This window comes from Stenotrophomonas sp. YJH_SMC_17 (genome assembly GCF_059371655.1).
In genome coordinates this window covers 682,074-706,025 of the sequence record NZ_JCAFUU010000002.1, presented here as the reverse complement: position 1 = coordinate 706,025, position 23,952 = coordinate 682,074, and the positions used below count along the sequence as shown (strand labels likewise).

The following is a 23,952-nucleotide window of genomic DNA, read 5'->3' as shown; positions in this document are numbered from 1 at the left end:
CGCAATGGCCACCGAAGTCAAAGCCCCGGTACTGCCCGAATCCGTCGCCGACGGCACCATCGCCACCTGGCACAAGAAGGTGGGGGACGCCGTCAAGCGCGACGAAAACCTGCTTGACCTGGAAACCGACAAGGTCGTCCTGGAAGTGCCGTCGCCGGTCGACGGCGTGCTGAAGGAAATCAAGTTCGCCGAAGGTTCGACCGTGACCTCCAGCCAGGTCGTGGCGATCATCGAAGAAGGCGCCGTGGCTGCTGCCCCGGCTCCGGCTGCTGAAGCCGCTCCGGCTGCCGCTGCTGCCCCGGCCGCTGCTGCTCCGGCCGCCGCTGCCGCCCCGGCCCCGGCTGCCAAGTCGGCCGCCGATGCCCTGCCGCCGGGTGCCCGTTTCGCCGCCATCACCGAAGGCGTGAACCCGGCCGACGTCGACGGCACCGGCCGTCGCGGCGCGGTCACCAAGGAAGACATCGTCAACTTCGCCCGCAACGGCGGCGCCGGCAAGGCCGGTGGTGCACGTCCGGAAGAACGCGTGCCGATGACCCGCATCCGCAAGCGCATCGCCGAGCGCCTGATGGAGTCGAAGAACTCCACCGCCATGCTGACCACCTTCAACGAAGTCGACCTGTCCAAGGTCTCGGCTGCGCGCAAGGAACTGCAGGACGAGTTCGTCAAGGCCCACGGCATCAAGCTGGGCTTCATGAGCTTCTTCGTGAAGGCCGCCGCCAACGCGCTGCAGCGCTTCCCGCTGGTCAACGCCTCGATCGACGGCGACGACATCATCTACCACGGCTACTCGGACATCTCGATCGCCGTGTCGACCGAGAAGGGCCTGGTCACGCCGGTCCTGCGCAACGTCGAGCGCATGTCGTTCGCCGACATCGAAAAGACCGTCGCCGACTACGCCAAGAAGGCACGTGACGGCAAGCTGGGCCTGGACGAACTGCAGGGCGGCACCTTCACCGTGACCAACGGCGGCACCTTCGGTTCGCTGCTGTCGACCCCGATCATCAACCCGCCGCAGAGCGCCATCCTGGGCATGCACGCCATCAAGGAGCGTCCGATCGCCCAGAACGGCCAGGTCGTGATCGCGCCGATGATGTACCTGGCGCTGTCCTATGACCACCGCATCATCGACGGCAAGGATTCGGTGCAGTTCCTGGTGGACATCAAGAACCAGCTGGAAAACCCGGGCCGCATGCTGTTCGGCCTGTAAGACACCTCCCGCCCCTCCGCGCCTGCGCGGAGGGGTTCTGGTAATGCATCAAGGAATAATTCAATGGCTGAACAATTCGACGTCGTCGTCATCGGTGCCGGCCCGGCCGGTTACCACGCTGCCATCCGCGCGGCCCAGCTGGGCCTGAAGACCGCCTGCATCGACGCAGCGCTGGGCAAGGACGGCAAGCCGGCCCTCGGCGGCACCTGCCTGCGCGTGGGCTGCATCCCGTCCAAGGCGCTGCTGGATTCCTCGCGCCAGTTCTGGAACATGGGCCACATCTTTGGCGACCACGGCATCAGCTTCAAGGATGCCAAGATCGACGTCGAGGCGATGATTGGCCGCAAGGACAAGATCGTCAAGCAGTTCACCGGCGGCATCGGCATGCTGTTCAAGGCCAACAAGGTCGCCGCGTATTACGGCTTCGGCGAGCTGCAGCCGGGCAACGTGGTCAAGGTCACCCAGCATGACGGTTCCATCGTCGAGCTGAAGGGCACCAACGTCATCATCGCGGCCGGTTCGGATTCGATCGAACTGCCATTCGCCAAGTTCGACGGCGAGACCATCGTCGACAACGTCGGCGGCCTGGACTTCACCGAAGTGCCGAACCGCCTGGCCGTGATCGGCGCCGGCGTGATCGGCCTGGAACTGGGCAGCGTGTGGAAACGCCTGGGCGCTGAAGTCACCATCCTGGAAGCACTGCCGGAGTTCCTGGCCGTGGCCGACGCCGAAGTGGCCAAGACCGCTGCCAAGGAATTCAAGAAGCAGGGCCTGGACATCCGCCTCGGTGCCAAGGTCTCCAAGACCGAGATCACCGGCAAGGGCAAGAAGAAGGAAGTCGTTGTCACCTACACCGACAGCGAAGGCGAGAAGACCCTGACCGTGGACAAGCTGCTGGTGGCCGTCGGCCGTCGCGCCGCCACCAAGGGCCTGCTGGCTGAAGGCACCGGTGTCAAGATCAACGAGCGCGGCCAGATCGAAGTCGACGCGCACTGCCACACCGGCGTCAACGGCGTCTGGGCGGTCGGCGACTGCGTGCGCGGCCCGATGCTGGCGCACAAGGGCTTCGAGGAAGGCATCGCGGTGGCTGAGCTGATCGCCGGCCTGCCGGGCCACGTCAACTTCGACACCATCCCGTGGGTCATCTACACCGAGCCGGAACTGGCGTGGGTCGGCAAGACCGAAGCGCAGCTGAAGGCCGAAGGCATTCCGTACAAGGCCGGCAGCTTCCCGTTCGCCGCCAACGGCCGTGCGGTGGCGATGATCGAGCCGGCAGGCTTCGTGAAGATCCTGGCCCATGCCGAAACCGATCGCATCCTCGGCATGCACCTGGTCGGCGCCAACGTCTCCGAGCTGGTGCACGAAGGCGTGCTGACCATGGAGTTCAGCGGCTCGGCCGATGACCTGGCCCGCATCTGCCACGCCCACCCGTCGCTGTCGGAAGTGATCCACGACGCGGCGATGGCGGTCAGCAAGCGCGCCATCCACAAGGCGAACTGACCTGCATCCGGGCGGGTGCCGACCGCTGGCCGGCCCTCCCCCTGCAAACAGAAAACCCCGCCTCGGCGGGGTTTTTTGTTGGCTGCGCGGTGTAGCGCCGAGCCCACGCTCGGCTGCCCTGCCAAAGCCCGCCGAGCATGGGCTCGGCGCTACACCTTTCCAGCCGGCCTCTTCGGCGGATCGTCGCAGACCCTGTGCTGCACCACCGTCTCGCCGACCTTCCATTGCTTCGTGACCCGGCAGCGCTCCTTGGCCTCGGGTGCCGTCGAAGCCTTCGCCCCCGCAGCATTCGCTTCATCGGCACCGGCTGCCTGCTGGCGCTCCAGCCACGCCGACGGTGGCCCGGGCGGTGTTGCCAGCACCGGGCCTGGCAACAGGACCAGACCCATCAGCAGCACAGCCCTCATGCGGCCACCGCCCGGCCACCCAGCAACCGCGCCGGCAGCATGAACAGCGCGCGCAGGAAGGCGAACAGCGCCGAAAAGGTGATGCCGACCAAGCGGAACGGCAGGCTCAGCAGCCAGACGAACGGCCAGGCGATCAGGGCGAGGATCGCCAGCGGCCAGCACAGCACGAACAGCAGGCACCACACACCGAGCGCGAACAGGGTCTTCATCACGGTCTCCTTGCGGCGGCACCCTGCCGCCTGCGGACACCTTGGCGCCCTGCCCCGGCGGCCGCAAACGGTTTGCGACGAAACCCGGCTGGGGGCGATGAAACCGGTCCACCGCCGTTGTAGAGCCGAGCCTACGCTCGGCTTTCCAGAAGCAGCCGAGCGTGGGCTCGGCTCTACAGGAGCTGCACTGCGCCCGGGCGGCCGTGGGACACCTGGAAGCGCGCTGCGGTACGCACCGGCGCATCGGCGCGCAGCACGCTGTCGGCGAAGCGCAGTTCGGCATCCACGGTCTGCCGGTTCAGCTGCAGCTTCCACCAACCACGACGGTCGCCGTCGAAGTAGCGGATATGCGGATTCTGTGGAATCGACGGGCCGTAGTACGGGCCATAGGGTGCATCGTCGCCGCCACTGCTGATTGCCGGCGCGATGAATTCGGTGGCCACGACCGGGGCACCGGCGGCATCGAAGTCCAGCTTCAGGTCGTTGACGAAGGTGGAATGCCAGTCACCACCGAGCACGATCGCATTGCCCTGCCCGCCCGCCTGCAGTGCCTGCAGCAGCCGCTTGCGTGCGGCGGGATAACCGTCCCAGGCGTCGTTCCAGAAGCGCTCACGCGGCGTGCCGCCGTCCAGCCGCAGCTGCGCCATCAGCAGCTGCTGCACCACCACGTTCCAGCGCAAGCCGCGTGCGGCCGCCATCGACTGCGCGAACCACGCTTCCTGGCCCGCGCCCAGCATGCTCATGCGTGGGTCCAGGGCCGCCTCGCAGCGCGGCGACTCGCCCACACCGCAGGGATTGGCCGGGCGGAACTGGCGGCAGTCCAGCAGGGTCAGCTGTGCCAGATCGCCATAGCGCAGGCGCCGATGCACGCGCAGCCCACCATTGCCCGCAGGCGTGCTGCGCATCGGCAGGTGTTCGTAGAACGCGCGGTAGGCCGCGGCGCGGCGAACGATGAAGTCCTCCGTCGAGACACCGGGCTTCTCCGGGTGGATGCCGGCGTAATCGTTCTGCACTTCGTGGTCATCCCAGATCACCGCGAACGCGTGTGCGGCGTGCGCGGCCTGCAGATCGGGATCGAGCTTGTACAGCGCATACTGGTCGCGATAGCGCTCCAGGCTGACGGTCTCGCCACTGAAGCGCTCGGCATCCAGCGTGCTGCCACGCGCGTTCTGCAGCGGACTGTATTCGTAGAGGTAGTCTCCGGCATGCAGCACCAGGTCGACATCACTCTGCGCGATGTCACGCAGCACCGGGTAGTAGCCGCTGTTCCACGCCTGACAGGTACACAGCGCCAGCCGCACCTGCTGCAGTTGCGTGTCCAGCAGCGGCGCGGTGCGGAAATGGCCGACCGCGCTTTCCTCATCGCCATCGCAGGCGAAGCGATAGTAGTAGTCACGGCCGGGGCGCAGGCCGTTGACTTCCACATGTACCGAATGCGCCAACTCGGGCACCGCCGCGGCAACGCCACGCTGCACCAGCCGGCGCATGCCGGGGTCTTCGGCCACGAACCAGCGCACCGGCACCGCCCGCGACGGCATGCCACCGCCATTGAGCGGGTCCGGCGCCAGCCGCGTCCACAATACGGCCCCCTGCGGATCCGGATCGCCCGCGGCGACGCCCAGGGTGAACGGATCACGTCCCAGCCGCGGGCGTGGGCCGGCCGTGGCCAGCCCCGGCATCGCCGCCAGTGCGATCGCCGCTCCCGTGCCCTGCCACGCCATGCGCAGCAGGCGACGACGGCTTTCCGGATCGACAGGCCCGCGCATCAGAAGTGCACGGTAGCGGTCGCCATCACCTGCCGCGGCGCGCCGACCTGCATGGTCGCCAGGCTGCGGGTCGGGTCGGCGGCATAGGTGCCGTTGGTGTTGATCGAGGACAGGTAGCGCTTGTCGGTCAGGTTGGTCAGGTTCAGCGCCACGGTCAGGTTCTGCGCCGGGCCGAGCGTGCCGAAGTCATAGGCCACCGAGGCGTTGACCAGCCAGTAGCTCGGCACCGACACGTCGTTGGTATAGGTCACGTAACGCTTGCCGACATGGTTGGCGGCCAGTCGCAGGTCCCACGGGCCCGGGGTCCACGCCAGGGTGCTGGCGAACATCCACTCCGGGGTGTCGACGGTCGTCTTGCCGCGGGTCGGCACCACGCCGTTGTTCACGTAGTCGTTGTCGTAGGTGCTGTCATTCCAGGACAGCGCGTTGGACCAGGTCAGATCCTGCATCGGCTTCAGCTGCAGGGTCGCCTCCGCACCGCGGCTGGTCACCGAACCGACGTTGGAGAACAGCGCCGGGCAACCGAGGATGCCCACGCACTGCGCGATGGCCAGCAGGCGGTTGTCGAACTTCACGTCGTACACCGCCACTGAGGCTTCATAGCCCTGGCCGTAGCCGCGCCAGCCCAGCTCGAGGGTGCGCGACTGTTCCGGCTTCAGCGTCTTGGCGCTGGCATCGAATGCGGCCTGCGGCACGTTGAACGGGCTGCCCACGCCCAGTGCATAGGCCGCGATGTTCTTGGCGAACGAACCGAAGATCTCGTTGCCTTCGTTGAGCTTGAAGTTGAAGCCAGCCTGCGGGAGGAAACCCTTCTTCGAGGTCAGGCTGCTGTTGTTGGCATAGCTGCCCAGCGGCGTGCGCACGCGGGTGCGGGTGTTGGGCGACTTTGCACCGATGTCGATGGTCAGGCGGTCATCGAACAGGCGGAAGCGGTCCTGCACATAGAACTGCCGGGTAATGGTGGTGTAGCGCTGGTGCCACACGCGCTGGTCGGGATTGCGCAGGAAGAAATCGTCGGTGATCGGGCCGTCGATGTAGTAGAAGTTGCGCTGCACACTGTGTCCGTTGTCTTCGTACCACAGCCCCGCTTCCAGTTCGTGGCCACCGACGTTCCAGGTGAACGCCGAGGTCACGCCCGTACGGTCGATCGCATACTCGGTGGTGCGGATCGAGATCGGGATCTCGCGGCTGGTGCCCGGGTTGGATGGATTGGACGGGCTGAACCAGTGGCCCTGGCCACGGTTGCTGTGGTTGTAGACGTTGACTTTCAGGCGCATCGACTCGTTCAGGCCGAAATCGCCAGCAATGCTGGACAGGTCGTCATTGCGCAGGCCGTGACCGGAGTAGTACGCGTCCCACGGGCTGTTCACGCCGCCGCTGAACGTGCCGCGTGCGGCGGCCACCGCGCGATCCCAGTCCGGCGCGTAGTTGTCCCAGTCCCAGCCGAGGCGATCGATCATCTCCAGCGACAGGTCCTGGTAGTCGGCCTCGACGCGGCGCGAGGCGTTGAACAGCGCGGTGATCCTGCTGTCCGCGCCGAAATTGTAGGTGGCCTTGCCGTTGAACTGCTTCAGCTCCTGCGAGCCCTTGCCCTTCCACTTGTCGCCTTCGGAGTACACGCCGGACAGGTAGGCAGCGAAGCCCTGGTGTTCACCGGTCTCCAGGCGCGCATAGCTGCGGCGCGCACTGTCGCTGCCGACGCTCTGTGACAGCACCACGCCATACTCGGTGGACGGATCGATCGAATAGAACTGGAACACGCCGCCGAGGTTGCTGGTGGACGGCGTACCCAGCGCACCGATGCCGGTGGAGACTTCGGCACCGCCCAGGTTCTCGCTGATCACCGCGCGGCTGATGTGCAGCCCATTGCTGTTGCCGTAGGCCATGTTGCCCAGCGGAATGCCATCGAGCGTGTAGCCCAGGCGGTTCTGGTTGAAGCCACGCAGGCTGATGGTGGTGGACCATTCGTACGCGCCGGTGGCATCGGCCGATTCGAAATGCACGCCCGGCTTGGTTGCCAGCAGCTTCAGCGGGTTGGCGCCGGGCGGCAGCACCTTCATGTCCTCGGCGGTCACGCGCTGCACTTGCCGGGCTTCGCCGCGACCGATCACCGAAATCGAATCGAGCGTGGTGGCCGACTGGGCATCAGTGCCGGGGGCGGTTTCAGCAGTGGCCAGCGAAGGGAGCGAAGCACAGACCAGCAAGGCCAGCAGAGTGCGGCGGAGCGGAGCGGGGGACGACATGGGGGCGGATTCCTTGGGCACGCTGGACGCCGAAGGGCGGCGTCGAAGGGCAGCAGCGGCGGAATCGTAGAAGCGTCGCGTTACATGTCATTTACACGCCACGTACGGACGTTTGGCGTTTCGATTGGTCTGCCGGCTCCGGAGATACCGGCCAGCGGCTGGCACGACCGTTACTCGAACGAACCGACCGAGTCGTGGGCCAGGTTGTCGAAGCGGGTGTATTCGCCAAAGAACTTCAGCTTGCACGAACCCGTCGGGCCACCACGGTGCTTGCCGATGATGATCTCGGCCAGGCCCTTGTCCGGCGAATTTTCCTTGTTGTAGTAATCGTCGCGGTAGATGAAGACGATCATGTCCGCATCCTGCTCGATTGCGCCCGATTCGCGAAGGTCGGCCATCACCGGGCGCTTGTCGGTACGCGTTTCCAGCGAGCGGTTGAGCTGCGACAGCGCGATCACCGGCACGTGCAGTTCCTTGGCCAGGCCCTTCAGCGAACGCGAGATCTCCGAAATTTCGGTTGCGCGGTTTTCGCTGTTGCCCGGCACGCTCATCAGCTGCAGGTAGTCGATCACCACCAGGCCCAGGTCGTGTTCGCGCTTGAGGCGACGGCACTTGGAACGCAGCACTTCCGGCGACACGCCCGGCGTATCGTCGATGAAGATCTTGGTTTCCTTCAGCATCTTGATCGCGCTGGTGACGCGGCTCCAGTCCTCGTCTTCCAGCTGGCCGGTACGCAGGCGCTGCGCGTTGATACGGCCGTTGGAGGAGATCAGGCGCATCGCCAGCTGCGAGGCCGACATTTCCATCGAGAACACTGCCACGCCCTTCTTCGACTTGATCGCTGCGTACTCGGCGATGTTCAGTGCGAACGTGGTCTTGCCCATCGCCGGGCGCGCGGCAAGGATGATCAGGTCGGTCGGCTGCAGGCCGGCGGTCATCGCATCGAAGTCGTTGTAGCCGGTCGGCAGGCCGGTGATGTTGCCGCCGTTCTCGAAGCGGTTGCGCAGCTCCTCGAAGGCATCCTTCAGCGCGCCAGGCATGGCCACGAAGTCGGTACGTCCGCGTGCCCCCTGCTCGGCGATGGCGAACACGCTCTTTTCCGCCGAGGCCAGCAGCTCGCTGCTGTCACGGCCCTCCGGCTGGAAGCCGTCGTTGACGATGTCGGTGCCGACCTGGATCAGCTGCCGCAACACCGCCTTGTCACGCACGATCTCGGCATAGGCCACGATGTTGGCCGCCGACGGCGTGGTGCTGGCCAGCTCGATCAGGTACGCGCCATCGCCCACCAGCTCCAGCTTGCCCTGCGATTCGAACCACTCGCCCAGGGTCACCGCGTCGAACGGCCGCTCGCGCTCGGACAGCTCGCGGATCGCGCGGTAGATCATCTGGTGGTCGCGGCGGTAGAAATCACCTTCGGTCAGCTGGTCGTTGACCCGGTCGTAGGCCTCCGGCGCCAGCATCAGGCCACCCAGCACCGCCTGCTCGGCCTCCACCGAATGCGGCGGCACCCGCAACTGGTCGATACGCGATTCGTCGCGATCGCGATCGAAGCCATCACCGCGCTCTCTGCGGTTGGAACGGAAGCCGGAACGAGCGGACATGCTGCGGTGTTTCCTGCAAAAGTGGGCCGGACGAGTGTAGGCATGCGCCGACCCCGGCAGCCATGGACAAGCCTGTGGATAAGCCGTGGAGAAACGGGGGATATCCGCCGGTGCCTGGCCATTCTGGCGCGGGGGGCGTCGCAGTGCCTGCGACGGGCGCCGTTGCGACGCCCGAGCGAGTCATTATCGCAGATCAGGCGGCCAGGGTCGGAGCTTCTTCAGACGCGCTCAGCGGCACGTGGGGTCAGAGCCCGTCGCAGCCACTCCCGGGATCCGACCCCACCTATCTCAATCGCCCTTCACGTGCACCGCGATCAGTGCCAGGAACCGGTCCACGTAGCCCTGCAGGAATTTCTGCGTGCCCTCGTTGTGGATCGTGCCGTCAGCATCGATCAGGCCGTCCTTGAAGTGGATGAACGCTTCGGGCTGACCGAGCACGTGCATGTCCAGGAAGGCCAGGCTGTTGCGCAGGTGCTGCTGGGCCACGGCGGTACCGATCTGGCCGATGGAGGCGCCGATCACCGCCGCCGGCTTGCCGGCAAACGCGCTGTCACCGTAGGGGCGCGAGCCGATGTCGATGGCGTTCTTCAGCACGCCCGGCACCGACCGGTTGTATTCGGGGGTCACGAACAGCACGGCGTCGGCGGCACGCACCTGATCCTTCAGCCGGGTGCCCTGCGACGGGTACTGGCCATCGAAATCCTGGTCGTAGAGCGGAAGATCGCCGATCTGCACGTACTGGAAGCGGGCGCGGTCACCTGCGATCTTCTCCAGCGCATGGGCCAGCTTGCGGTTGCAGGAATCCTTGCGCAGGCTACCGACGAACACGGCGATGGTGGGGACGGACATCGGGTCATACTCCTCACGGTGCGGGAGGCCCAGCGTAGACGCCGGGCCCGTGCCGTCCGGTGAAGATCAGCCGCCGGTCACGCCGGCCCGCACCTGCCGCCAATGCGCCTGCCAGGCCTGGAACATCAGCACGTTCCACAGGTGGGTATGCCACTTGCGCTGGCCACCCAGGAACTGCTGCCACAGCGGCTGCACCGCCGCCGCCGACAACACGCCTTCGCGCTCCAGGCGTGCCGGCTGCAGCAGGTCTTCGGCCCACGGCCGCAGGTCGCCCTTCAGCCAGTCGCTGACCGGCGCACCGAAACCCCGCTTGGGCCGGTGCACCATCGACTGCGGCACGTAGCGGCCAAGAACGCGCTTGAGCAGCACCTTGCTGGTGGTTTCGCCGCGCTTGAAGCCCAGCGGCAGCGACCAGGCGAACTCGGCCACGCGCCAGTCCAGCAGCGGCGCGCGTGCCTCCAGGCTGACCGCCATCGAGGTGCGGTCGACCTTGCACAGCAGGTCATCCGGCAGGTAGGTCACGTAATCGGCCAGCATCATTGCATCCGCCGGCGTGCCGGCACCGTGCAACGGGTCGGCCAGGTCGTAGAAGCTGCCGGCCGCCTGCGCGCCCGGTACGGCCGCCGCCGGATCGCGCCAGCGCGAGATGCGGTTGCGGTACACGTCGCCGATGCCACGCGCGCCCGACTCGGCCAGCAGCGCAGCCAGGCCACCGGTCCGCGAGGCCTCGCCCTGCTGCTGCGAGCGCGCCCCCATCCAGCGTCGCAGCGGGCCGGGCACGCGGCCCAGCATCTGCCAGTTGCGCAGCGCGCGCACGTAGCGGGTGTAGCCGAAGAACAGCTCGTCACCGCCATCACCGGACAAGGCCACTGTCACACCCTGCCGCGCCAGGCGCGCAACCAGCGCGGTCGGCACCTGCGAGGCATCGGCGAAGGGTTCGTCGAACATCGCCGGCAGCTGCGGTACCACCGCCAGCGCGTCAGCGCCGCTGACATACAGCTCGGTGTGGTCGCAACCCAGATGCGTGGCCAGTTCCCTGGCCAGCGGCGCCTCGTCGTGGCCGGAACCGGTGAAGCCGATGCTGAAGCTGTGCACCGGCTGCCCACTCTGCGCCTGCATCAGCGCGGCCACCAGTGACGAATCGGTACCGCCGGACAGGAACACGCCCACCGGCACGTCGGCCACCATGCGCAGCGCCACCGCATCGCGCAGCAGCGTGTCCAGCTGTTCCTCGGCCTCCTCGATGCGGCCCTGGAACGGGGCCGCCAGCGCGGCCTGCATGCGCGCACGCGCATCCCAGAACGGGCGCTGCGCCTGCTCCGGACGGTGCGCGGCCGCACCCGCCGCTACGGCTTCGGCGTCCAGGCGCAGTACGCGGCCTGGCATCAGCTTGTAGCAGCGCTGGTGGATGCTGTGCGGTGCCGGGATGTAGTCCAGCCGCAGCAGCAGGGTCAGCGCGTCGCGGTCGATGTCGTTGTCGAAGGCCGGATGCTGCCACAGCGCCTTCAGTTCCGAGCCGAACACCAGCGTGTCACCGGCCCAGCCGTAGTACAGCGGCTTCTTGCCGACGCGGTCGCGGGCCAGCCACAGGCACTGCTGCTGGCGGTCCCACAGGGCGATGGCAAACATGCCGTTGCAGCGCTGCAGGGTGTCTTCCATACCCCACTGCAGGATCGCTGCCAGCAGCACCTCGGTATCCGAATGGCCACGGAAGGCATGCCCCAGCGGCTCCAGTTCGGCACGCAGGGCAGCGAAGTTGTAGACCTCGCCGTTGTAGGCCATCACGTAACGGCCATCGGCCGAGGCCATCGGCTGGTGCCCCAGCGGCGACAGGTCGAGGATGCTCAGGCGACGATGGGCCAGCGCGATGCCGGCCGCGGCGTCGACCCAGCAGCCACCATCATCCGGCCCGCGGTGGTGCAGCGCCTCGCCCATGGCCAGGACCTGCGCCTGCAGCACCTCGGCCGACGCCACCGGCGCCGGCAACAACATTCCCGCCAATCCACACATGCATCAGGGTTCCTGCGCCAGTTCAAGGGCGGCGCCAATCACCGCATTGTCGCTTGGAAGCCCGAACATTGCTGCCCCCGCCAGCGGGGTATAGGTATCGGCACCGCAGACCCGGCGCAGCGGCAGGTGGCCGAAACCGGCCTCGACCAGTGCGGTGACCACGCCCTCGCCCACCCCGCCACTGTGTCGCCCCTCGTCCAGCACCAGCACCCGCCGTGCGCTGGCCGCCTGGCCGGCGATGAAGCCGGCGTCCAGCGGCACCAGCCAGCGCAGGTCGATCACCCGCACCTGCCAGCCCAGCTGCCGCTCGATGGCCCGCGCCGCACGCAGCGCCATCGGCACGCCATTGCCGTAGGTGTAGACCACCAGGTCGCCAGCCTCCGGCGCGTACACACGGCCCTCGCCTGGCACCAGCGCCTGGCCCTGGGCCGGGTAGTCGAACAGCCATTGGCCATCGCCGGGTTCGTGCAGGTCCTTGCTCATGTACAGCGCGATCGGCTCCAGGAACACGGCCACGCGCCCATCCACCCGGGCCAGCGCCGCGAGCGTGCGCAGCATCATCACGGCATCGTCGCCGCGCGATGGGCAGCCGACCACCAGCCCGGGGATATCGCGCAGCGCGGTGATCGAGTTGTCGTTGTGGAAATGGCCGCCGAAACCCTTCTGGTAGCCCAGCCCGGCCACCCGCACCAGCATCGGGTTGCGGTACTGGTCGTTGGAGAAGAACTGCAGCGAACAGGCCTCGCCACGCAGCTGGTCGATGGCGTTGTGCAGGTAAGCCAGGTACTGGATTTCCGGCATCGGCAGCATGCCCATGTTGGCCAGGCCCTGCGCCATGCCCAGGATCATGGTCTCGTCCAGCAGCGTGTTGAACACCCGGCGCGGCCCGAAGCGGCGCAGCAGATCCTTGGTGACGGTGTAGACACCCCCCTTCTGCGCAACGTCCTCGCCGAACAACAGGCTCTGCGGATACTTGGCCAGCAGTTCCTGCAGGCCATGGTTGATCTGGATCGCGAGATGCCGCGGCGCCTGTCGTTCGGGCAATGCCTCGGCACTGCCATAGAGTGACTCGCGCGCTTCGGCAGCGACCTCGCGCTGCGCTTCGGCCTGCACCGCTGCGGGCGTGTATGGTGCGAGCGGCGCCATCACCTCCTGCAGCGACTGCAGCTTCGCACTGCCTTCGGCGTCGGCGGCGGCGGCCATGCAGCGCGCGCGCATCGTCTCGTACGCGACCTCGATGGCGGCTGCATCCATCCAGCCCGATTCCAGCGCGATCTGCGCCGAACGCAGCAGCGGGTCCTGGGCTTCGGCTGCACACAGCTCCGGCAGCGCGCGCCACTCCACTTCGAAGTCGGTGCCGGCATGGCCCATCAGGCGCGTGGTGCGCAGATGCAGGAAGGTCGGCCGCCGAGTGCGTCGGCAGTGCTCCACCGCGGCCTGTACCTGCGCGTGGCCGATGGCCAGGTCCAGTCCATCGGCAAAGAAGTAGTCCAGCCCCGGTTGCCGGCTGAAGCGCTCGGCAATCCAGCCATCAGGCGTCTTCACGGAAATGCCCAGGCCGTTGTCCTCGCAGACGAACAGGATCGGCGCCGGCAGTTTCTGGTAGGCCGACCACATCGCGGTATTGAACGCGGTCTGCGCAGTCGCATGGTTGGCCGAGGCATCACCGAAGGAACACAGCACGATGCTGTCGGCCGGAACCGGCAGCGCCTGCCCCAATCGCTTGCCACTTTCGATGGCCAGCGCGGTGCCCAGCGCCTTGGGCAGGTGCGATGCAATCGTCGAGGTCTGAGGCAGCACCCACAACGGCTTGCTGCCCCACACCTTGTGGCGGCCACCGCTGGCCGGATCCTCGGCACTGGCGGCGAACGAGAGCGCGGCATCGCGCAGCGGGTCGATGCCCGGCACCTGCCGCGAACGCTCGGCCATGAAGGCGCCGGAACGATAGTGCAGGAAGGCCGGATCGGTATGACGGCAGGCCCGCGCCAGCAGCGCGTTGCCTTCATGGCCGGAGGAACCGATGGTGTAGAAGACCTTGCTCTGCACGCGCAGTACGCGTGCCATCAGGTCCAGCTGGCGGCTGGCCAACTGCGAGTCAAACAGTTCACCGAACGCCGCCGCGGTGAGCGTACTGCCTGGCAGGATCGGTGCATCCGCTGCGGGTCGCGGGCGTGGCGTACCGCGCCAACCGCGCACCGCCTCGAGGAAATTGACATCGCACACATCGGCGCGGTTGAGCACGCGCATGCGTGCGGGGATCGGATCGGGAACCTCAGCGAACATCGAACACCCTCCGTGTCGTTGTTGCGTTCGGGCGGGCCTGCCCCGGCATTACCCTGTTCGGATCACACGGCTTCGAAACGCGCGCGCACCTCGGCCGTCACTGCCGGCATCGGCAGGAAGCGCGGCTGCTCGCGCACGCGCTGCAGCCAGGCGCGAACTTCCGGGAACGGCTCCAGGCTGATGCCGCCCTCGCCCGCCACATCGGTATAGGCGAACAGCGCGATATCGGCGATGCCGTACTCGCCGCCAGTGAACCACTGTGCCTGGCGCAGGTGCTGCTCCATCACTGCCAGCGCCGTGGCGGCACGCTCGTGCAGGCGCGGCAGTTCGGCGCGGCGCGGCGAATCCGGCGCGGTCCAGCCGCGGATGAAGCGCGCCACTGCCACACAGGGTTCATGCGTGTACTGCTCGAAGAACATCCAGCTCAATGCCTGCGCCCGCTCCCAGCCATCGTTGGGCAGGTACGGCGTGCCTTCGGCCAACCAGAACAGGATCGCGTTGGATTCGGTCAGCACGCGGCCATCGTCGCGGACGATCAGCGGTACCTTGGCATTGGGATTCAGTGCCAGGAACTCGGCGGTGCGGGTCTGGCCGTGGGCGCCGTCGACCTCCACCCAGCGGTAGCGGCTGCCAAGCTGTTCCAGCAGCAGTCTGACCTTGTGGCAATTGCCCGAAACCGACATGCCATGCACCGTCAGCGGGACGCGCGCTTCCACCATTGCCTTCTCCATCAAATCCGGCCGGCGGCCGGCTGGACGCAGTCTGGCAAGCGCGCCGGTGAATGCCAAGCGCGGGTGCAGCATGCGGACAATCTGTAGAGCCGAGCCCACGCTCGGCGGCTGTGCGCCAGATGCGGCCGAGCATGGGCTCGGCTCCGCAACCGTCAACGGCGCTGCCGCCACTGTTCGCGCGACTGGCCCCAGATCTGCATCGGCTTGTCGTTGTACGGCGGTGGCAATTCACCCATGCGCAGCAGCGTACTGCCGAGCTTGCGCGCGACCGCCCGCGAGTTGTCGTTGTTCTCGGCGATGGTGTGGATCACCTCGTCCCACCCCAGCGTGTCGAACGCCCAGTCGATGGCGGCAACCGCCGCTTCCGGTGCATAGCCCCGGCCCCAGCTGGCATGACGGATGCCCCAGCCGACCTCGGTACCCGGCCAGTCCTGCGGTTGCCAGGGGCCCATCCGCCCGATCCAGTCTCCGCTGGACTTCTCGATCACGCTGAACATCGAGAAGCCGAACAGCTGCCAGGCGCCGGCCAGGCTGCAGAAACCACGCCATGCCACCGACGCCGGTTGCACGCCACCCAGGGTGCGCATCGTTTCCTCGTCGGCGCAGAACGCCAGGTAGGGTTCGTAGTCTTCGCGACGCAGCGGACGCAGGATCAGGCGCTCGGTTTCGAGGCGCAGGTCGAAGATGCTCATGCCGACTCCATGTCGAAGGGGCCACCATGATGGTGGATTCCGCCTCCACACGGATGAATACCCGTACCCACAACGAAACGGGCCGGCATGAGCCGGCCCGCCAGGTACAGCAGGGTGTTCTGGATTACTGGCGCGTGGCCGCAGTGGCGCCGGCAGCAGCGGTCTGCGTGACCAGCTGGCCATCGACCACCGGCAGGCGATCGCTGGCCGGCTTGTTGTCCATGCGCACGGTCTTCTCGGCGCCGTCGTAGCGATAGGTCACGTTGTAGCCCTTCACCACGTCATTGGTGCCCATGGCGATGCGGTTGCCGGGCTTGCTGGCCATGCGCATGGTGCCGGTGGTGCCGTCCTCGTTGCGGTAGGTCACGTTGTAGCCGGTAACACGGCTCGACTCGGACGTCGCCGTCTCGGTGTGGCACTGGCGCTCGGTACGGTTGACCACGCGGCCACCCACATGGCGCTTGTCGATCTGGTTGCCGATGAAGCCACCGGCCACCGCACCGGCCGCAGTCGCGGCCTTCCTGCCGTTGCCACCGCCGACCTGGTTGCCGAGCAGGCCGCCGACCACCGCGCCGACCACGGTGCCGCCGACGTTGCCGTCACGCTCCGGCAGCCGCTCCTGCACGGTCACGTCCTGGCAGACCTCGTGCGGGGTCTGGGTGGTGGAGGTCTCGCGCACGGCATCGGTGCCGATCACGGTGGCGTAGGCCTTCTGCTTCTCGGTAATCGGGTCGACCTTCAGCACGTCGGCGTATTCCAGGCCGCGCGGCGCAGACGGTTCGAGCCTGTCACCCTGTGCGCCATCATCTGCGGCATTGCCTCCGACCAGGCGTGATTCAGCATTGGGGGTTCCGGCGCTGATGGAGTCGGGCGACGTGTTGCCGCTCTTCATGAAGGCGGCGGTGGCGATGCCACCGACCAGCAGCGCGCCCGCTGCGACCAGGACAGTTGTAGTTGTGCTTTTCATGACCTGCTCCTTGCGGACCATCCGCAACGTTCTTGGGCCAGATTGCAGCATGCACTGCCTGAACGGAATCTCCACATTTCCTGCTCATTCCTGTAACCCATTCAGCATGGGGAAATGCTGGGCCCGTGGTAGCGTTTGCATATTCCCCAGGAGGATCCACGCCATGGCCAACCCGATGCTGCTGCCGGTACTGCAATGGGCCCGCCGGCTGCGCTACCCCACTCTGTTCAAGCTCACCGCCGGCCTGTTCGTGCTGACGCTGTTCATCCCCGACCCGATCCCGTTCGTCGACGAACTGGTGCTGGGCTTCGGTACCCTGCTGCTGGCCAACTGGAAGAGCCGCAATACCGTCCCAGCCCCGCCGCCGCTGGAACAGCGTTGAGCCCGCTGGTCGACAGCCACTGCCACCTGGATGCCAGTGAATTCGATGCCGACCGCACGGCGGTGATCGAACGGGCAGGCGCCGCGGGCGTGCGCGCGCAGGTGGTACCGGCCGTCACTGCCGCCAGCTGGCCGAAGCTGCGCGAGGTGTGCCGACAGGCACCGGGGCTGTACCCGGCCTACGGCCTGCATCCGATGTTCCTGGCCGCGCACCGGCCCGATCATCTGCCGCTGCTGCGCGAATGGATCGAGCGCGAACGACCGTGTGCGATCGGCGAATGCGGACTGGATTTTTTCGTGGAAGGTCTGGATGCAGAGGCGCAGCAGGCGTACTTCATCGCCCAGCTGGAGCTGGCCCGGGAGTTCGAGCTGCCGGTGATCGTGCATGCGCGACGCGCGGTGGACGCAGTGATCGCCGCGATCCGTCGCATCGGCGGCCTGCGCGGCGTGGTGCACAGCTTTTCCGGCAGCCCGGAGCAGGCCGCGCAACTGCACCGGCTGGGCTTCCTGCTCGGCCTCGGTGGTCCACTGACCTACGAACGCGCGCAACGGCTGCAGCGGCTGGTGCGTGGGATGCCGCTGGAACAACTGCTGCTGGAAACCGATGCACCGGATCAGCCCGATGCCGGCATCCGCGGCCAGCGCAACGAACCGGCCCGGCTGGCGGTCATCGCCCGCCACGTGGCCGCACTGCGTGGAATGGAGGTTGAATCCGTTGCACACGCCACGACGGAGAACGCGCGCCGATTGTTCGGCCTTCCGGCCATCTGAGCGTCGTGGCGGCCGCTGGCCGGCACGACATCCGGTAGGTGCCGACCTCGGTCGGCACGATCCATCAAGCCTCGCTGGCCTCAACCACCCCGGCCTTCACCTTCTTCGGCTCCAGCAGCATTTCCAGCGCCTTGCCCACCGCAGCGAACGCGAACGCGCCGGTGATGTGGGTTGCCGCACCGAGGCCAGCGCCGCAGTCCAGTTTCAGTGCCGCATCCGCACCCAGGTTCGGACGGAGGCCGCAGACGCTGCCATCGGCCTGCGGATACTTCACGTTTTCCAGCGAGTACACCGCCGGTACGCCAAAATAGCGCTTGGCGTTCTTCGGGAAATTGAATTCGCTGCGCAGCTTCTTGCGGATCAGCGCCAGCATGGCGTCGTGCTCGGTGCGCGAGATATCGCGGATACGCACCAGGGTCGGATCGGTGCGACCACCGGCAGCCCCCACGGTCAGCAGCGGCAGCTTGCGGCGACGGCACCACGCGATCGTCTCGACCTTGACCCGGAAGCTGTCGCAGGCATCGATCACCAGGTCGAATCCACGGTCCAGCAGCTCGGCCATGTTGGACATGGTCAGGAACGCCTGCACGGCATCGACCCCGATGTCCGGATTGATCGCGCGGCAGCGCTCGGCCATCGCCTCGGCCTTGTTGCGGCCGTAGTTGCCTTCCATCGCCGGCAGCTGGCGATTGGTGTTGGACACGCAGATGTCATCGGCATCGATCAGGGTCAGGTGGCCGACCGCCGAGCGCGCCAGTGCTTCCACCACCCACGAGCCAACCCCGCCCATGCCTACCACCGCCACGCGGCTGCCCTGCAGGCGCTCGAGCGCGCCTACGCCATACAGCCGTTCGATGCCGGCGAAGCGTTGTTTGACCTGTTCGTTCATCCGCCTATTTTAACGTGCAGGCGCCAGCGCCTACAGCGCGCCGGCATCGAACCCACCGTTGCACGCCCGGAGAGCCCGCCATGAACGCCAGCCCGCCCCGCCGTCCGTCCACTGCCCAACGCTACCTGTTCGTACTGTGCCTGGGCCTGCTGATCGGCCTGGTTGCCACGGTCATGCTCGGTCGCGCCCTGCAGGCCCGCCGCGACCCGTTCCCGGACAGCCTGATGCAGGTGATGCAGCGGCAATCGCAGCTGCTGCAGCAGGCCCAGCAACAGAACCGCTGCAGCCTGGCCGACAGCGTGCCGCGGCTGCAGGCCCTGCGCCTGCTGTCCAACGACCTCGACCTGGCCTTTCCCGGGCTGAAGGACAACGGCCGGTTCCAGCAGCACGCCAGCCAGCTGCGCGGCAGCCTCAACGCCGCGCTGGCTGCGCCGCCCAGTGACTGCACCGCTCTGGCCAAGGTGGCGGAAACCGTGCAGGCCGACTGTCGTGCCTGCCACCAGGACTTCCGCTGACGCGCATTCATCCTGCAGCCGGGCAAGCCGCGCACGGTTGGCGCGTTGTTCACGTTCGAAAGGAGAGGATTCGTCCACCCTGCTGCATGACGCAGTACCACCCAACGCACCCGCCTTCACGGCCAGGAGACGCCCCATGAAGATCCAGCTCATCGCCGCCAGCGCCATCGCTACTCTCGCCCTGGCAGGCTGTGCCACCTCGCCCGGCTACGGTGGTGGTGGTTACAACAACGGCTACAACAACGGCGGCTACGGCAACAACGGCGGTTACAACCAGGGCCGTTGCGCCGACTGTGGCATCGTCACCCGCATCAACACCGTGCCGTCGGGCCGCACCGCGCCGAGCGCGACCGGCGCCATCCTCGGCGGCATCGTCGGTGCCGTGGCTGGCCATGAGATTTCCGATCACACCGGCGGCAGCCGTGGCAACAAGAACATCGCTGCGGCCGCAGGCGCGGTCGGTGGCGCGCTGGCCGGCAACCAGATCCAGAAGAACGTCACCAGTGATACCTACGACATCAGCGTGCGCATGGATGATGGCCGCACCATCGTGGTCAACCAGCGCGACCTCGGCGGCATCCGCGAAAACACCTATGTCCGCGTAGTCAACGGCAAGGTCATCCTGCGCTGACCTGCACGGGCCGACGGCAAAGAAAAAGGCCCGCTTGCGCGGGCCTTTTTCATGTGACGGCTTGCAGCGCGATCAGGTCGGCTGCACGGCGTCGGCCTGCAGGCCCTTCTGGCCCTGAACGACGGTGAAGGTGACCTTCTGGCCTTCCTTCAGGCTCTTGAAGCCCTGGGTCTGGATGGCACGGAAGTGCACGAACACGTCTTCGCCGTTTTCACGGCTGATGAAGCCGAAGCCCTTTGCATCGTTGAACCACTTGACGGTACCGGTCTCGCGATCAGACATCTCACTAACTCCCTGGTGACTCTCTCTTGTTGTAGGAAACGCCTGGTGGGCGGCTGACAAGCAAGGGGGAAGCGAGGTGCATCGATGCAGCGGATCGGGAAGATCTTGCTTCATCAGGCCACGATCCACGGTGACCTTGCCAAGCTCAGCGACTGCAACTTAACCCGCCCAAAACGAAAAAGCAACTGGCAAAATCCTTCACTGTCAACCCCAAAACGGCCACCATACGGTACAGCATGGGACTCTCATTCATCTTATATCTGCTAGCGGTCATTTTTGTCCTTGTCGGCATCGCCGGAATCATCCTGCCGGCCCTGCCCGGCATCCCGCTGGTGTTCATCGGATTGCTGCTGGCAGCCTGGGCCGATGGCTTCGCCCATGTCGGCTGGCCGACCCTGGTCGCATTGGGTGTTCTGACCCTGCTCTCGTTGCTGCTGGACGTGCTGGCCACCGTGGTGGGGGCGCAACGGGTCGGTGCCAGCCGCAAGGCGCTTTGGGGAACCTTCGTCGGCAGCATCGTCGGCCTGTTCTTCATGCCGATCGGCCTGTTCGCCGGCCCGTTGATCGGCGCCCTGCTGGGCGAGTATTGGCACACCCGCGAACTGGGGCGCTCCACCCGGGTTGGCCTGGCCACCTGGCTCGGCATCCTGCTGGGTCTGGCGCTGAAGCTGGCAGTGGTGATCGCGATGCTGGGGCTGTTCGCCTTCGCTTGGTTCCTGTGACCTGCCTGTCCTTCACGCCACGCGCACGCGGTGGCCGTGCATAAACCGTGGGGGCTGGCCGTGATCCGGTACAGCCGCCACACTGTGCGATTCCCGTATTCACTTAAGGGCCTGCTGCAATGACCCTGTCTCCACTGCTTCCCCGTCTCGCGCCGCTGGCGCTGGCCCTGGCCAGCGCGCCGCTGGCCGCGCAGGAGTTCGCGCCCAGTGCCGACGCCTCGCCGGCCGCGTGCGCGGCCATTACCACCGATGCTGCCCGCCTGGCCTGTTATGACCGCCAGTTCGGCCGTACCCCGCAGGCCACCGCCGAGGCCGACGCTGCGGCCGAGGCGGCCGCGCAGGCCCGTCGAGAAGAACGCCAGACCGCACGCGTAAGCCAGGGCGAAGAGAAACTGCGCGAGCGGGTCAGCGACCTGTTCCGTCCAGCCACCCCTGACAGCGCCCTGGCCAATGCCGGCCGTGGCTCGCTGCTGGACAGCCGCTGGGAGCTGGCCGAAGACTCCAAGCTCGGCCCGTTCCAGCTGCGCGCGTACAAGCCGGTGTATCTGCTGCCGGCGTTCTGGACCAGCGACCGCAACACCATGCCGCACTCGCCGAACCCGGCCAACACGGTCACCACGCCGCAGGTGCTGGACAGTGCCGAACTGAAGTTCCAGATCAGCTTCAAGACCAAGATCGCCGAGAACCTGTTCGGCGACAACGGCGACATCTGGGCCGGCTACACCCAGAGCTCGCGCTGGCAGGCCTACAACGGCGAGGATTCGCGCCCGTTCCGCGAAACCAACTACGAGCCGGAAGTGATGATGGTGTTCCGCAATGGCTACTCGATCGGTGGCTGGCGCGGGCGCATGACCGGCATCGCCTTGAACCACCAGTCCAACGGCCGCGCCGACCCGCTGTCGCGCAGCTGGAACCGGGTGATGCTCAACATCGGCCTGGACCGTGAGAACTGGGCGCTGGTGCTGCGGCCGTGGTACCGCATTCCCGAGACCCGCAGCGACGACAACAACCCGGACATCGAGGATTACATGGGCCGCGGTGACGCGACCCTGACCTGGAACCGCAACGGCCACGAGGTCTCGCTGATGGCGCGCCACTCGCTGCGCACCGGCAGCCGCTCGCACGGCGCCCTGCAGCTGGATTACGGCTTCCCCATCAGCAACCTGCTGCGCGGCCATGTGCAGATTTTCGATGGCTATGGCGAGAGCCTGATCGACTACAACCACAAGGCCACCTACGTGGGCGTGGGCGTGTCCCTGCTGGAATGGTTCTGATGCACGTGACGATCTGGCACAACCCGGCCTGCAGCAACTCGCGCGGCGCATTGAAACTGATACGTGATGCGGGCTTCGAGCCGGCGGTGATCGACTACCTGGGCGACCCACCCGACGTGGCCACGCTGCGCCAGGTGCTGGCCGAATCCGGCCTGGACGCGCAGGCGCTGGTGCGCAGCAAGGAAGCGCAGTTCACCGAACTGGGCCTGGAAGATGCGGACGACGCCACGCTGCTTGCGGCGATGGCCAAGCACCCGCGGCTGATCAACCGCCCCGTGGTGCGCACCGAGAAGGGCACGCGCCTGTGCCGTCCACCGGAAACGGTGCTGGAGATCCTGTAACCCGCCCCGCCTTTGCCGCGGGGCAGCGAAACCTGTTGGTAGAGTCGACTGTTGGTCGACTCTCCGCCAATCCTTCAGATTCGTCCGGCGGAACACCCGCACTGCGTGCGATAGTCGACTGACAGTCGACTCTACCCAAACGGGGTCCTAGCCCTCCTCCCCGGCTGGCCTACAGCCAGTCGGTGATACCTTCGCGGCGGTACACCTCAGCGAACGCCGGGCGCGCCTTCATCGACGCGGCGTGCGCCTTGAGTACCGGCCAGGTGTCGCTGGGTTTGGGCATGTTGCGCGACCAGCGCATCAACATCACCAGCATGTAGTCGACCACGCAGGGCGTGGCGCCCAGCAGGTATGGACCATGTGACTGCAGGTGCGTGGCGACATGCTGCCAGGCCGCTTCAAGGCGCTGACGTGCCATCTCGCGGCTGGCCTCGGCGTTTGCCTCGCCCGCCACCTCGTTCGGATAGAACCAGGCGCGGTAGGCCGGCTGCAGCGTATTGGCGCACCAGAACATCCAGCGATAGGCATCGGCGCGCTGCGGTGTGCCCACCGCGGGCAGCAGGCCGGCATCCGGATGGCGATCGGCCAGATACAGCGCGATGGCCGCCGCTTCAGTCAGTACCAGGCCATCGATCAGCAGTGTCGGCACCACACCGGCCGGATTGAGCGCCAGGTACTGCGCCGACTTGTGCTCGCGCGTGTCGAAATCCAGCAGCACCAGTTCGTGCTCGATGCCCAGCTCGATCAACAGCCAATGCACCACCAGGGCGGCGGTGCTGGTCGAACCATACAGCGTGGTGCTCATGTGGCGGATCCTGTGCGGGTGGATCAGACGATTATGCGCCCGGTCGCAGCGCTGCGTTCAGCCGCAGCTGCTCATGCAGGAATCCCGGCGTTCGCCACAGGACATCATCGGCGCGCGCATCGTGCAGTCGTGCGCCTTCAGTTCGCAGGCACGGCGCAGTTCGGGGTTGGCGACGTCCTTGCAGCGCTTGTCCGGCGCCGGCACCACCTGCTGCTCGCAATTGCTTTGGCGGCCGCCGATGGAATCATTCTGCGCCATGCAGCTGCGATAGTCGGCCTGGCACTGCATGCGGCACTGCGAGGAGGCGGAGAAATCCGCACCTTCATAGGATGACGTTGAGCTGCAGCCGGCCAGGACCAGCAGGAGCGCAGCCACGACAGATCGATGCAGGCGCATGGGCACATCCAGTGCAGGGATGTGCCGACACTAGCAGACTACGGTTGCGCGTGCTGGCACCGACGCGTGCCCACGATCAGTACACGGGAACACCGGTGTCGGTACGGACTTCATTGACGGTACCGCCGCAGGAGAGCAGGCACTGGGCGTACGGGGCACTGCATGAAGGAAGCGCCGGGGAGCCGCAGTAGTCGCCGGCACCGTTGCCCCCTTCGCAGTTGTGCCGCTGCTTGTCGTCGGCGATACCACTGCAACGGCTGATGATCCGGCTCTTCTCGCTTTCGCAGCTCCGCTGGTCCGACTCGGCACGGGCACGGTTGTGGAAGTCGCACGTCGCCTTCCGGCTCTGGCAGACCGACGCGCAGATCTTCCCCGCTTCGTGGGTGGGTGGCTCGACGAAATAACGTGGTCCGCAGCCGCTGCACGCCAGCGTAGCGACCAGCAACACGAAAACACGCGCCCCCTGCAGCACGATGGACT

Annotated in this window: 25 protein-coding genes; 9 read left to right on the top strand and 16 right to left on the bottom strand. The window is 66.7% G+C overall.

Features of this window, described 5'->3' with window-relative positions; all coding sequences use genetic code 11:
* The first annotated feature begins 4 nt into the window (after positions 1 to 4).
* Together sucB and lpdA are read left to right on the top strand one after the other, a co-directional pair.
* A complete protein-coding gene (gene sucB / locus AC5P8Z_RS08295; protein ID WP_495228724.1) occupies positions 5 to 1,207 on the top strand; it encodes a dihydrolipoyllysine-residue succinyltransferase in 1,203 nt (400 codons plus the stop codon).
* Between the two features lie 63 nt (positions 1,208 to 1,270).
* Complete coding sequence (gene lpdA / locus AC5P8Z_RS08290) at positions 1,271 to 2,707, top strand: dihydrolipoyl dehydrogenase (RefSeq protein ID WP_010486837.1); 1,437 nt, start codon at positions 1,271 to 1,273, stop codon at positions 2,705 to 2,707.
* Positions 2,708 to 2,856: 149 nt separating this feature from the next.
* Here the strand turns inward: lpdA and AC5P8Z_RS08285 are convergent, their stop codons facing one another.
* The 11 genes from AC5P8Z_RS08285 to AC5P8Z_RS08235 form a co-directional block, all read right to left on the bottom strand.
* Positions 2,857 to 3,114 (bottom strand): hypothetical protein, encoded by a 258-nt coding sequence (locus tag AC5P8Z_RS08285; protein ID WP_286069040.1) that lies wholly within the window; start codon positions 3,112 to 3,114, stop codon positions 2,857 to 2,859.
* Positions 3,111 to 3,323 carry a hypothetical protein gene (locus AC5P8Z_RS08280; RefSeq protein ID WP_010486834.1) on the bottom strand — a complete coding sequence of 71 codons (213 nt, stop codon included), beginning with the start codon at positions 3,321 to 3,323 and terminating at the stop codon, positions 3,111 to 3,113. The genes AC5P8Z_RS08285 and AC5P8Z_RS08280 overlap by 4 nt, the downstream gene beginning before the upstream one ends.
* A gap of 173 nt (positions 3,324 to 3,496) precedes the next feature.
* Complete coding sequence (locus tag AC5P8Z_RS08275) at positions 3,497 to 5,089, bottom strand: alkaline phosphatase D family protein (protein WP_495228722.1); 1,593 nt, start codon at positions 5,087 to 5,089, stop codon at positions 3,497 to 3,499.
* On the bottom strand, positions 5,089 to 7,332 hold the full coding sequence (locus tag AC5P8Z_RS08270; RefSeq protein ID WP_495228720.1) for a TonB-dependent receptor family protein: 2,244 nt from the start codon (positions 7,330 to 7,332) through the stop codon (positions 5,089 to 5,091). The genes AC5P8Z_RS08275 and AC5P8Z_RS08270 overlap by 1 nt, the downstream gene beginning before the upstream one ends.
* A 170-nt stretch (positions 7,333 to 7,502) precedes the next feature.
* A complete protein-coding gene (locus tag AC5P8Z_RS08265; protein ID WP_005410278.1) occupies positions 7,503 to 8,933 on the bottom strand; it encodes a replicative DNA helicase in 1,431 nt (476 codons plus the stop codon).
* 288 nt (positions 8,934 to 9,221) lie between these two features.
* Positions 9,222 to 9,782, bottom strand: a complete 561-nt coding sequence (locus AC5P8Z_RS08260) for an NADPH-dependent FMN reductase (RefSeq protein ID WP_286069045.1) — start codon at positions 9,780 to 9,782, stop codon at positions 9,222 to 9,224.
* A 66-nt stretch (positions 9,783 to 9,848) separates the two neighbouring features.
* Complete coding sequence (gene asnB, locus AC5P8Z_RS08255) at positions 9,849 to 11,792, bottom strand: asparagine synthase (glutamine-hydrolyzing) (RefSeq protein ID WP_495228718.1); 1,944 nt, start codon at positions 11,790 to 11,792, stop codon at positions 9,849 to 9,851.
* Between the two features lie 3 nt (positions 11,793 to 11,795).
* Positions 11,796 to 14,075 (bottom strand): transketolase C-terminal domain-containing protein, encoded by a 2,280-nt coding sequence (locus AC5P8Z_RS08250; RefSeq protein WP_495228716.1) that lies wholly within the window; start codon positions 14,073 to 14,075, stop codon positions 11,796 to 11,798.
* A gap of 62 nt (positions 14,076 to 14,137) precedes the next feature.
* On the bottom strand, positions 14,138 to 14,794 hold the full coding sequence (locus tag AC5P8Z_RS08245; RefSeq protein WP_495228714.1) for a glutathione S-transferase family protein: 657 nt from the start codon (positions 14,792 to 14,794) through the stop codon (positions 14,138 to 14,140).
* A gap of 164 nt (positions 14,795 to 14,958) precedes the next feature.
* The gene (locus AC5P8Z_RS08240) at positions 14,959 to 15,498 is read right to left on the bottom strand and encodes a GNAT family N-acetyltransferase (protein WP_295564949.1); all 540 of its coding nucleotides are present in this window, start codon (positions 15,496 to 15,498) and stop codon (positions 14,959 to 14,961) included.
* Between the two features lie 124 nt (positions 15,499 to 15,622).
* A complete protein-coding gene (locus AC5P8Z_RS08235; RefSeq protein ID WP_286069050.1) occupies positions 15,623 to 16,465 on the bottom strand; it encodes a glycine zipper 2TM domain-containing protein in 843 nt (280 codons plus the stop codon).
* Positions 16,466 to 16,628: 163 nt separating this feature from the next.
* Here AC5P8Z_RS08235 and AC5P8Z_RS08230 point away from each other — a divergent pair, with 163 nt between their 5' ends.
* Together AC5P8Z_RS08230 and AC5P8Z_RS08225 are read left to right on the top strand one after the other, a co-directional pair.
* The gene (locus AC5P8Z_RS08230) at positions 16,629 to 16,847 is read left to right on the top strand and encodes a DUF6116 family protein (RefSeq protein WP_005410285.1); all 219 of its coding nucleotides are present in this window, start codon (positions 16,629 to 16,631) and stop codon (positions 16,845 to 16,847) included.
* On the top strand, positions 16,844 to 17,617 hold the full coding sequence (locus AC5P8Z_RS08225; RefSeq protein ID WP_295564952.1) for a TatD family hydrolase: 774 nt from the start codon (positions 16,844 to 16,846) through the stop codon (positions 17,615 to 17,617). Before AC5P8Z_RS08230 ends, AC5P8Z_RS08225 begins: the two co-directional genes overlap by 4 nt.
* Positions 17,618 to 17,681: 64 nt before the next feature.
* On the opposite strand, the gene AC5P8Z_RS08220 is transcribed toward AC5P8Z_RS08225, so the two are convergent.
* A complete protein-coding gene (locus tag AC5P8Z_RS08220; protein ID WP_295564954.1) occupies positions 17,682 to 18,506 on the bottom strand; it encodes a tRNA threonylcarbamoyladenosine dehydratase in 825 nt (274 codons plus the stop codon).
* Positions 18,507 to 18,586: 80 nt separating this feature from the next.
* Between AC5P8Z_RS08220 and AC5P8Z_RS08215 the strand changes: the two genes are divergently transcribed.
* Together AC5P8Z_RS08215 and AC5P8Z_RS08210 are read left to right on the top strand one after the other, a co-directional pair.
* A complete protein-coding gene (locus AC5P8Z_RS08215; RefSeq protein ID WP_286069056.1) occupies positions 18,587 to 19,021 on the top strand; it encodes a hypothetical protein in 435 nt (144 codons plus the stop codon).
* A 136-nt stretch (positions 19,022 to 19,157) separates the two neighbouring features.
* Positions 19,158 to 19,652, top strand: a complete 495-nt coding sequence (locus tag AC5P8Z_RS08210) for a glycine zipper 2TM domain-containing protein (RefSeq protein WP_005410289.1) — start codon at positions 19,158 to 19,160, stop codon at positions 19,650 to 19,652.
* Between the two features lie 72 nt (positions 19,653 to 19,724).
* On the opposite strand, the gene AC5P8Z_RS08205 is transcribed toward AC5P8Z_RS08210, so the two are convergent.
* Complete coding sequence (locus tag AC5P8Z_RS08205) at positions 19,725 to 19,934, bottom strand: cold-shock protein (RefSeq protein ID WP_005410290.1); 210 nt, start codon at positions 19,932 to 19,934, stop codon at positions 19,725 to 19,727.
* A 236-nt stretch (positions 19,935 to 20,170) separates the two neighbouring features.
* Here AC5P8Z_RS08205 and AC5P8Z_RS08200 point away from each other — a divergent pair, with 236 nt between their 5' ends.
* The 3 genes from AC5P8Z_RS08200 (at position 20,171) to arsC (ending at position 22,271) form a co-directional block, all read left to right on the top strand.
* On the top strand, positions 20,171 to 20,656 hold the full coding sequence (locus AC5P8Z_RS08200; RefSeq protein ID WP_286069057.1) for a DUF456 domain-containing protein: 486 nt from the start codon (positions 20,171 to 20,173) through the stop codon (positions 20,654 to 20,656).
* A gap of 119 nt (positions 20,657 to 20,775) precedes the next feature.
* A complete protein-coding gene (locus tag AC5P8Z_RS08195) occupies positions 20,776 to 21,930 on the top strand; it encodes a phospholipase A (RefSeq protein WP_286069058.1) in 1,155 nt (384 codons plus the stop codon).
* Positions 21,930 to 22,271: an arsenate reductase (glutaredoxin) gene (arsC, locus tag AC5P8Z_RS08190; protein WP_286069059.1), complete on the top strand. Its 342-nt coding sequence runs from the start codon at positions 21,930 to 21,932 to the stop codon at positions 22,269 to 22,271. Before AC5P8Z_RS08195 ends, arsC begins: the two co-directional genes overlap by 1 nt.
* Positions 22,272 to 22,440: 169 nt before the next feature.
* Here the strand turns inward: arsC and AC5P8Z_RS08185 are convergent, their stop codons facing one another.
* From AC5P8Z_RS08185 to AC5P8Z_RS08175, 3 genes are all read right to left on the bottom strand, one after another.
* A complete protein-coding gene (locus tag AC5P8Z_RS08185) occupies positions 22,441 to 23,076 on the bottom strand; it encodes a glutathione S-transferase family protein (RefSeq protein WP_286069061.1) in 636 nt (211 codons plus the stop codon).
* 57 nt (positions 23,077 to 23,133) lie between these two features.
* Positions 23,134 to 23,472, bottom strand: coding sequence for a hypothetical protein (locus AC5P8Z_RS08180; RefSeq protein WP_495228711.1), 339 nt, complete (start codon positions 23,470 to 23,472; stop codon positions 23,134 to 23,136).
* A 76-nt stretch (positions 23,473 to 23,548) separates the two neighbouring features.
* A complete protein-coding gene (locus tag AC5P8Z_RS08175; protein WP_495228710.1) occupies positions 23,549 to 23,944 on the bottom strand; it encodes a hypothetical protein in 396 nt (131 codons plus the stop codon).
* Positions 23,945 to 23,952: the final 8 nt, after the last annotated feature.

Bases quoted from the DNA above. Each gene is read 5' to 3' on its own strand.
- AC5P8Z_RS08200 (WP_286069057.1), top strand. From the start codon at position 20,171: ATGGGACTCTCATTCATCTTATATCTGCTAGCGGTCATTTTTGTCCTT.
- lpdA (WP_010486837.1), top strand. From the start codon at position 1,271: ATGGCTGAACAATTCGACGTCGTCGTCATCGGTGCCGGCCCGGCCGGT.
- AC5P8Z_RS08260 (WP_286069045.1), bottom strand. From the start codon at position 9,782: ATGTCCGTCCCCACCATCGCCGTGTTCGTCGGTAGCCTGCGCAAGGAT.
- AC5P8Z_RS08240 (WP_295564949.1), bottom strand. From the start codon at position 15,498: ATGAGCATCTTCGACCTGCGCCTCGAAACCGAGCGCCTGATCCTGCGT.
- AC5P8Z_RS08265 (WP_005410278.1), bottom strand. From the start codon at position 8,933: ATGTCCGCTCGTTCCGGCTTCCGTTCCAACCGCAGAGAGCGCGGTGAT.
- AC5P8Z_RS08220 (WP_295564954.1), bottom strand. From the start codon at position 18,506: ATGAACGAACAGGTCAAACAACGCTTCGCCGGCATCGAACGGCTGTAT.
- AC5P8Z_RS08280 (WP_010486834.1), bottom strand. From the start codon at position 3,323: ATGAAGACCCTGTTCGCGCTCGGTGTGTGGTGCCTGCTGTTCGTGCTG.
- arsC (WP_286069059.1), top strand. From the start codon at position 21,930: ATGCACGTGACGATCTGGCACAACCCGGCCTGCAGCAACTCGCGCGGC.
- AC5P8Z_RS08185 (WP_286069061.1), bottom strand. From the start codon at position 23,076: ATGAGCACCACGCTGTATGGTTCGACCAGCACCGCCGCCCTGGTGGTG.
- AC5P8Z_RS08235 (WP_286069050.1), bottom strand. From the start codon at position 16,465: ATGAAAAGCACAACTACAACTGTCCTGGTCGCAGCGGGCGCGCTGCTG.
- AC5P8Z_RS08270 (WP_495228720.1), bottom strand. From the start codon at position 7,332: ATGTCGTCCCCCGCTCCGCTCCGCCGCACTCTGCTGGCCTTGCTGGTC.
- AC5P8Z_RS08250 (WP_495228716.1), bottom strand. From the start codon at position 14,075: ATGTTCGCTGAGGTTCCCGATCCGATCCCCGCACGCATGCGCGTGCTC.
- AC5P8Z_RS08215 (WP_286069056.1), top strand. From the start codon at position 18,587: ATGAACGCCAGCCCGCCCCGCCGTCCGTCCACTGCCCAACGCTACCTG.
- AC5P8Z_RS08245 (WP_495228714.1), bottom strand. From the start codon at position 14,794: ATGGTGGAAGCGCGCGTCCCGCTGACGGTGCATGGCATGTCGGTTTCG.
- AC5P8Z_RS08275 (WP_495228722.1), bottom strand. From the start codon at position 5,089: ATGCGCGGGCCTGTCGATCCGGAAAGCCGTCGTCGCCTGCTGCGCATG.
- AC5P8Z_RS08205 (WP_005410290.1), bottom strand. From the start codon at position 19,934: ATGTCTGATCGCGAGACCGGTACCGTCAAGTGGTTCAACGATGCAAAG.
- AC5P8Z_RS08180 (WP_495228711.1), bottom strand. From the start codon at position 23,472: ATGCGCCTGCATCGATCTGTCGTGGCTGCGCTCCTGCTGGTCCTGGCC.
- AC5P8Z_RS08285 (WP_286069040.1), bottom strand. From the start codon at position 3,114: ATGAGGGCTGTGCTGCTGATGGGTCTGGTCCTGTTGCCAGGCCCGGTG.
- asnB (WP_495228718.1), bottom strand. From the start codon at position 11,792: ATGTGTGGATTGGCGGGAATGTTGTTGCCGGCGCCGGTGGCGTCGGCC.
- AC5P8Z_RS08230 (WP_005410285.1), top strand. From the start codon at position 16,629: ATGGCCAACCCGATGCTGCTGCCGGTACTGCAATGGGCCCGCCGGCTG.
- AC5P8Z_RS08195 (WP_286069058.1), top strand. From the start codon at position 20,776: ATGACCCTGTCTCCACTGCTTCCCCGTCTCGCGCCGCTGGCGCTGGCC.
- sucB (WP_495228724.1), top strand. From the start codon at position 5: ATGGCCACCGAAGTCAAAGCCCCGGTACTGCCCGAATCCGTCGCCGAC.
- AC5P8Z_RS08210 (WP_005410289.1), top strand. From the start codon at position 19,158: ATGAAGATCCAGCTCATCGCCGCCAGCGCCATCGCTACTCTCGCCCTG.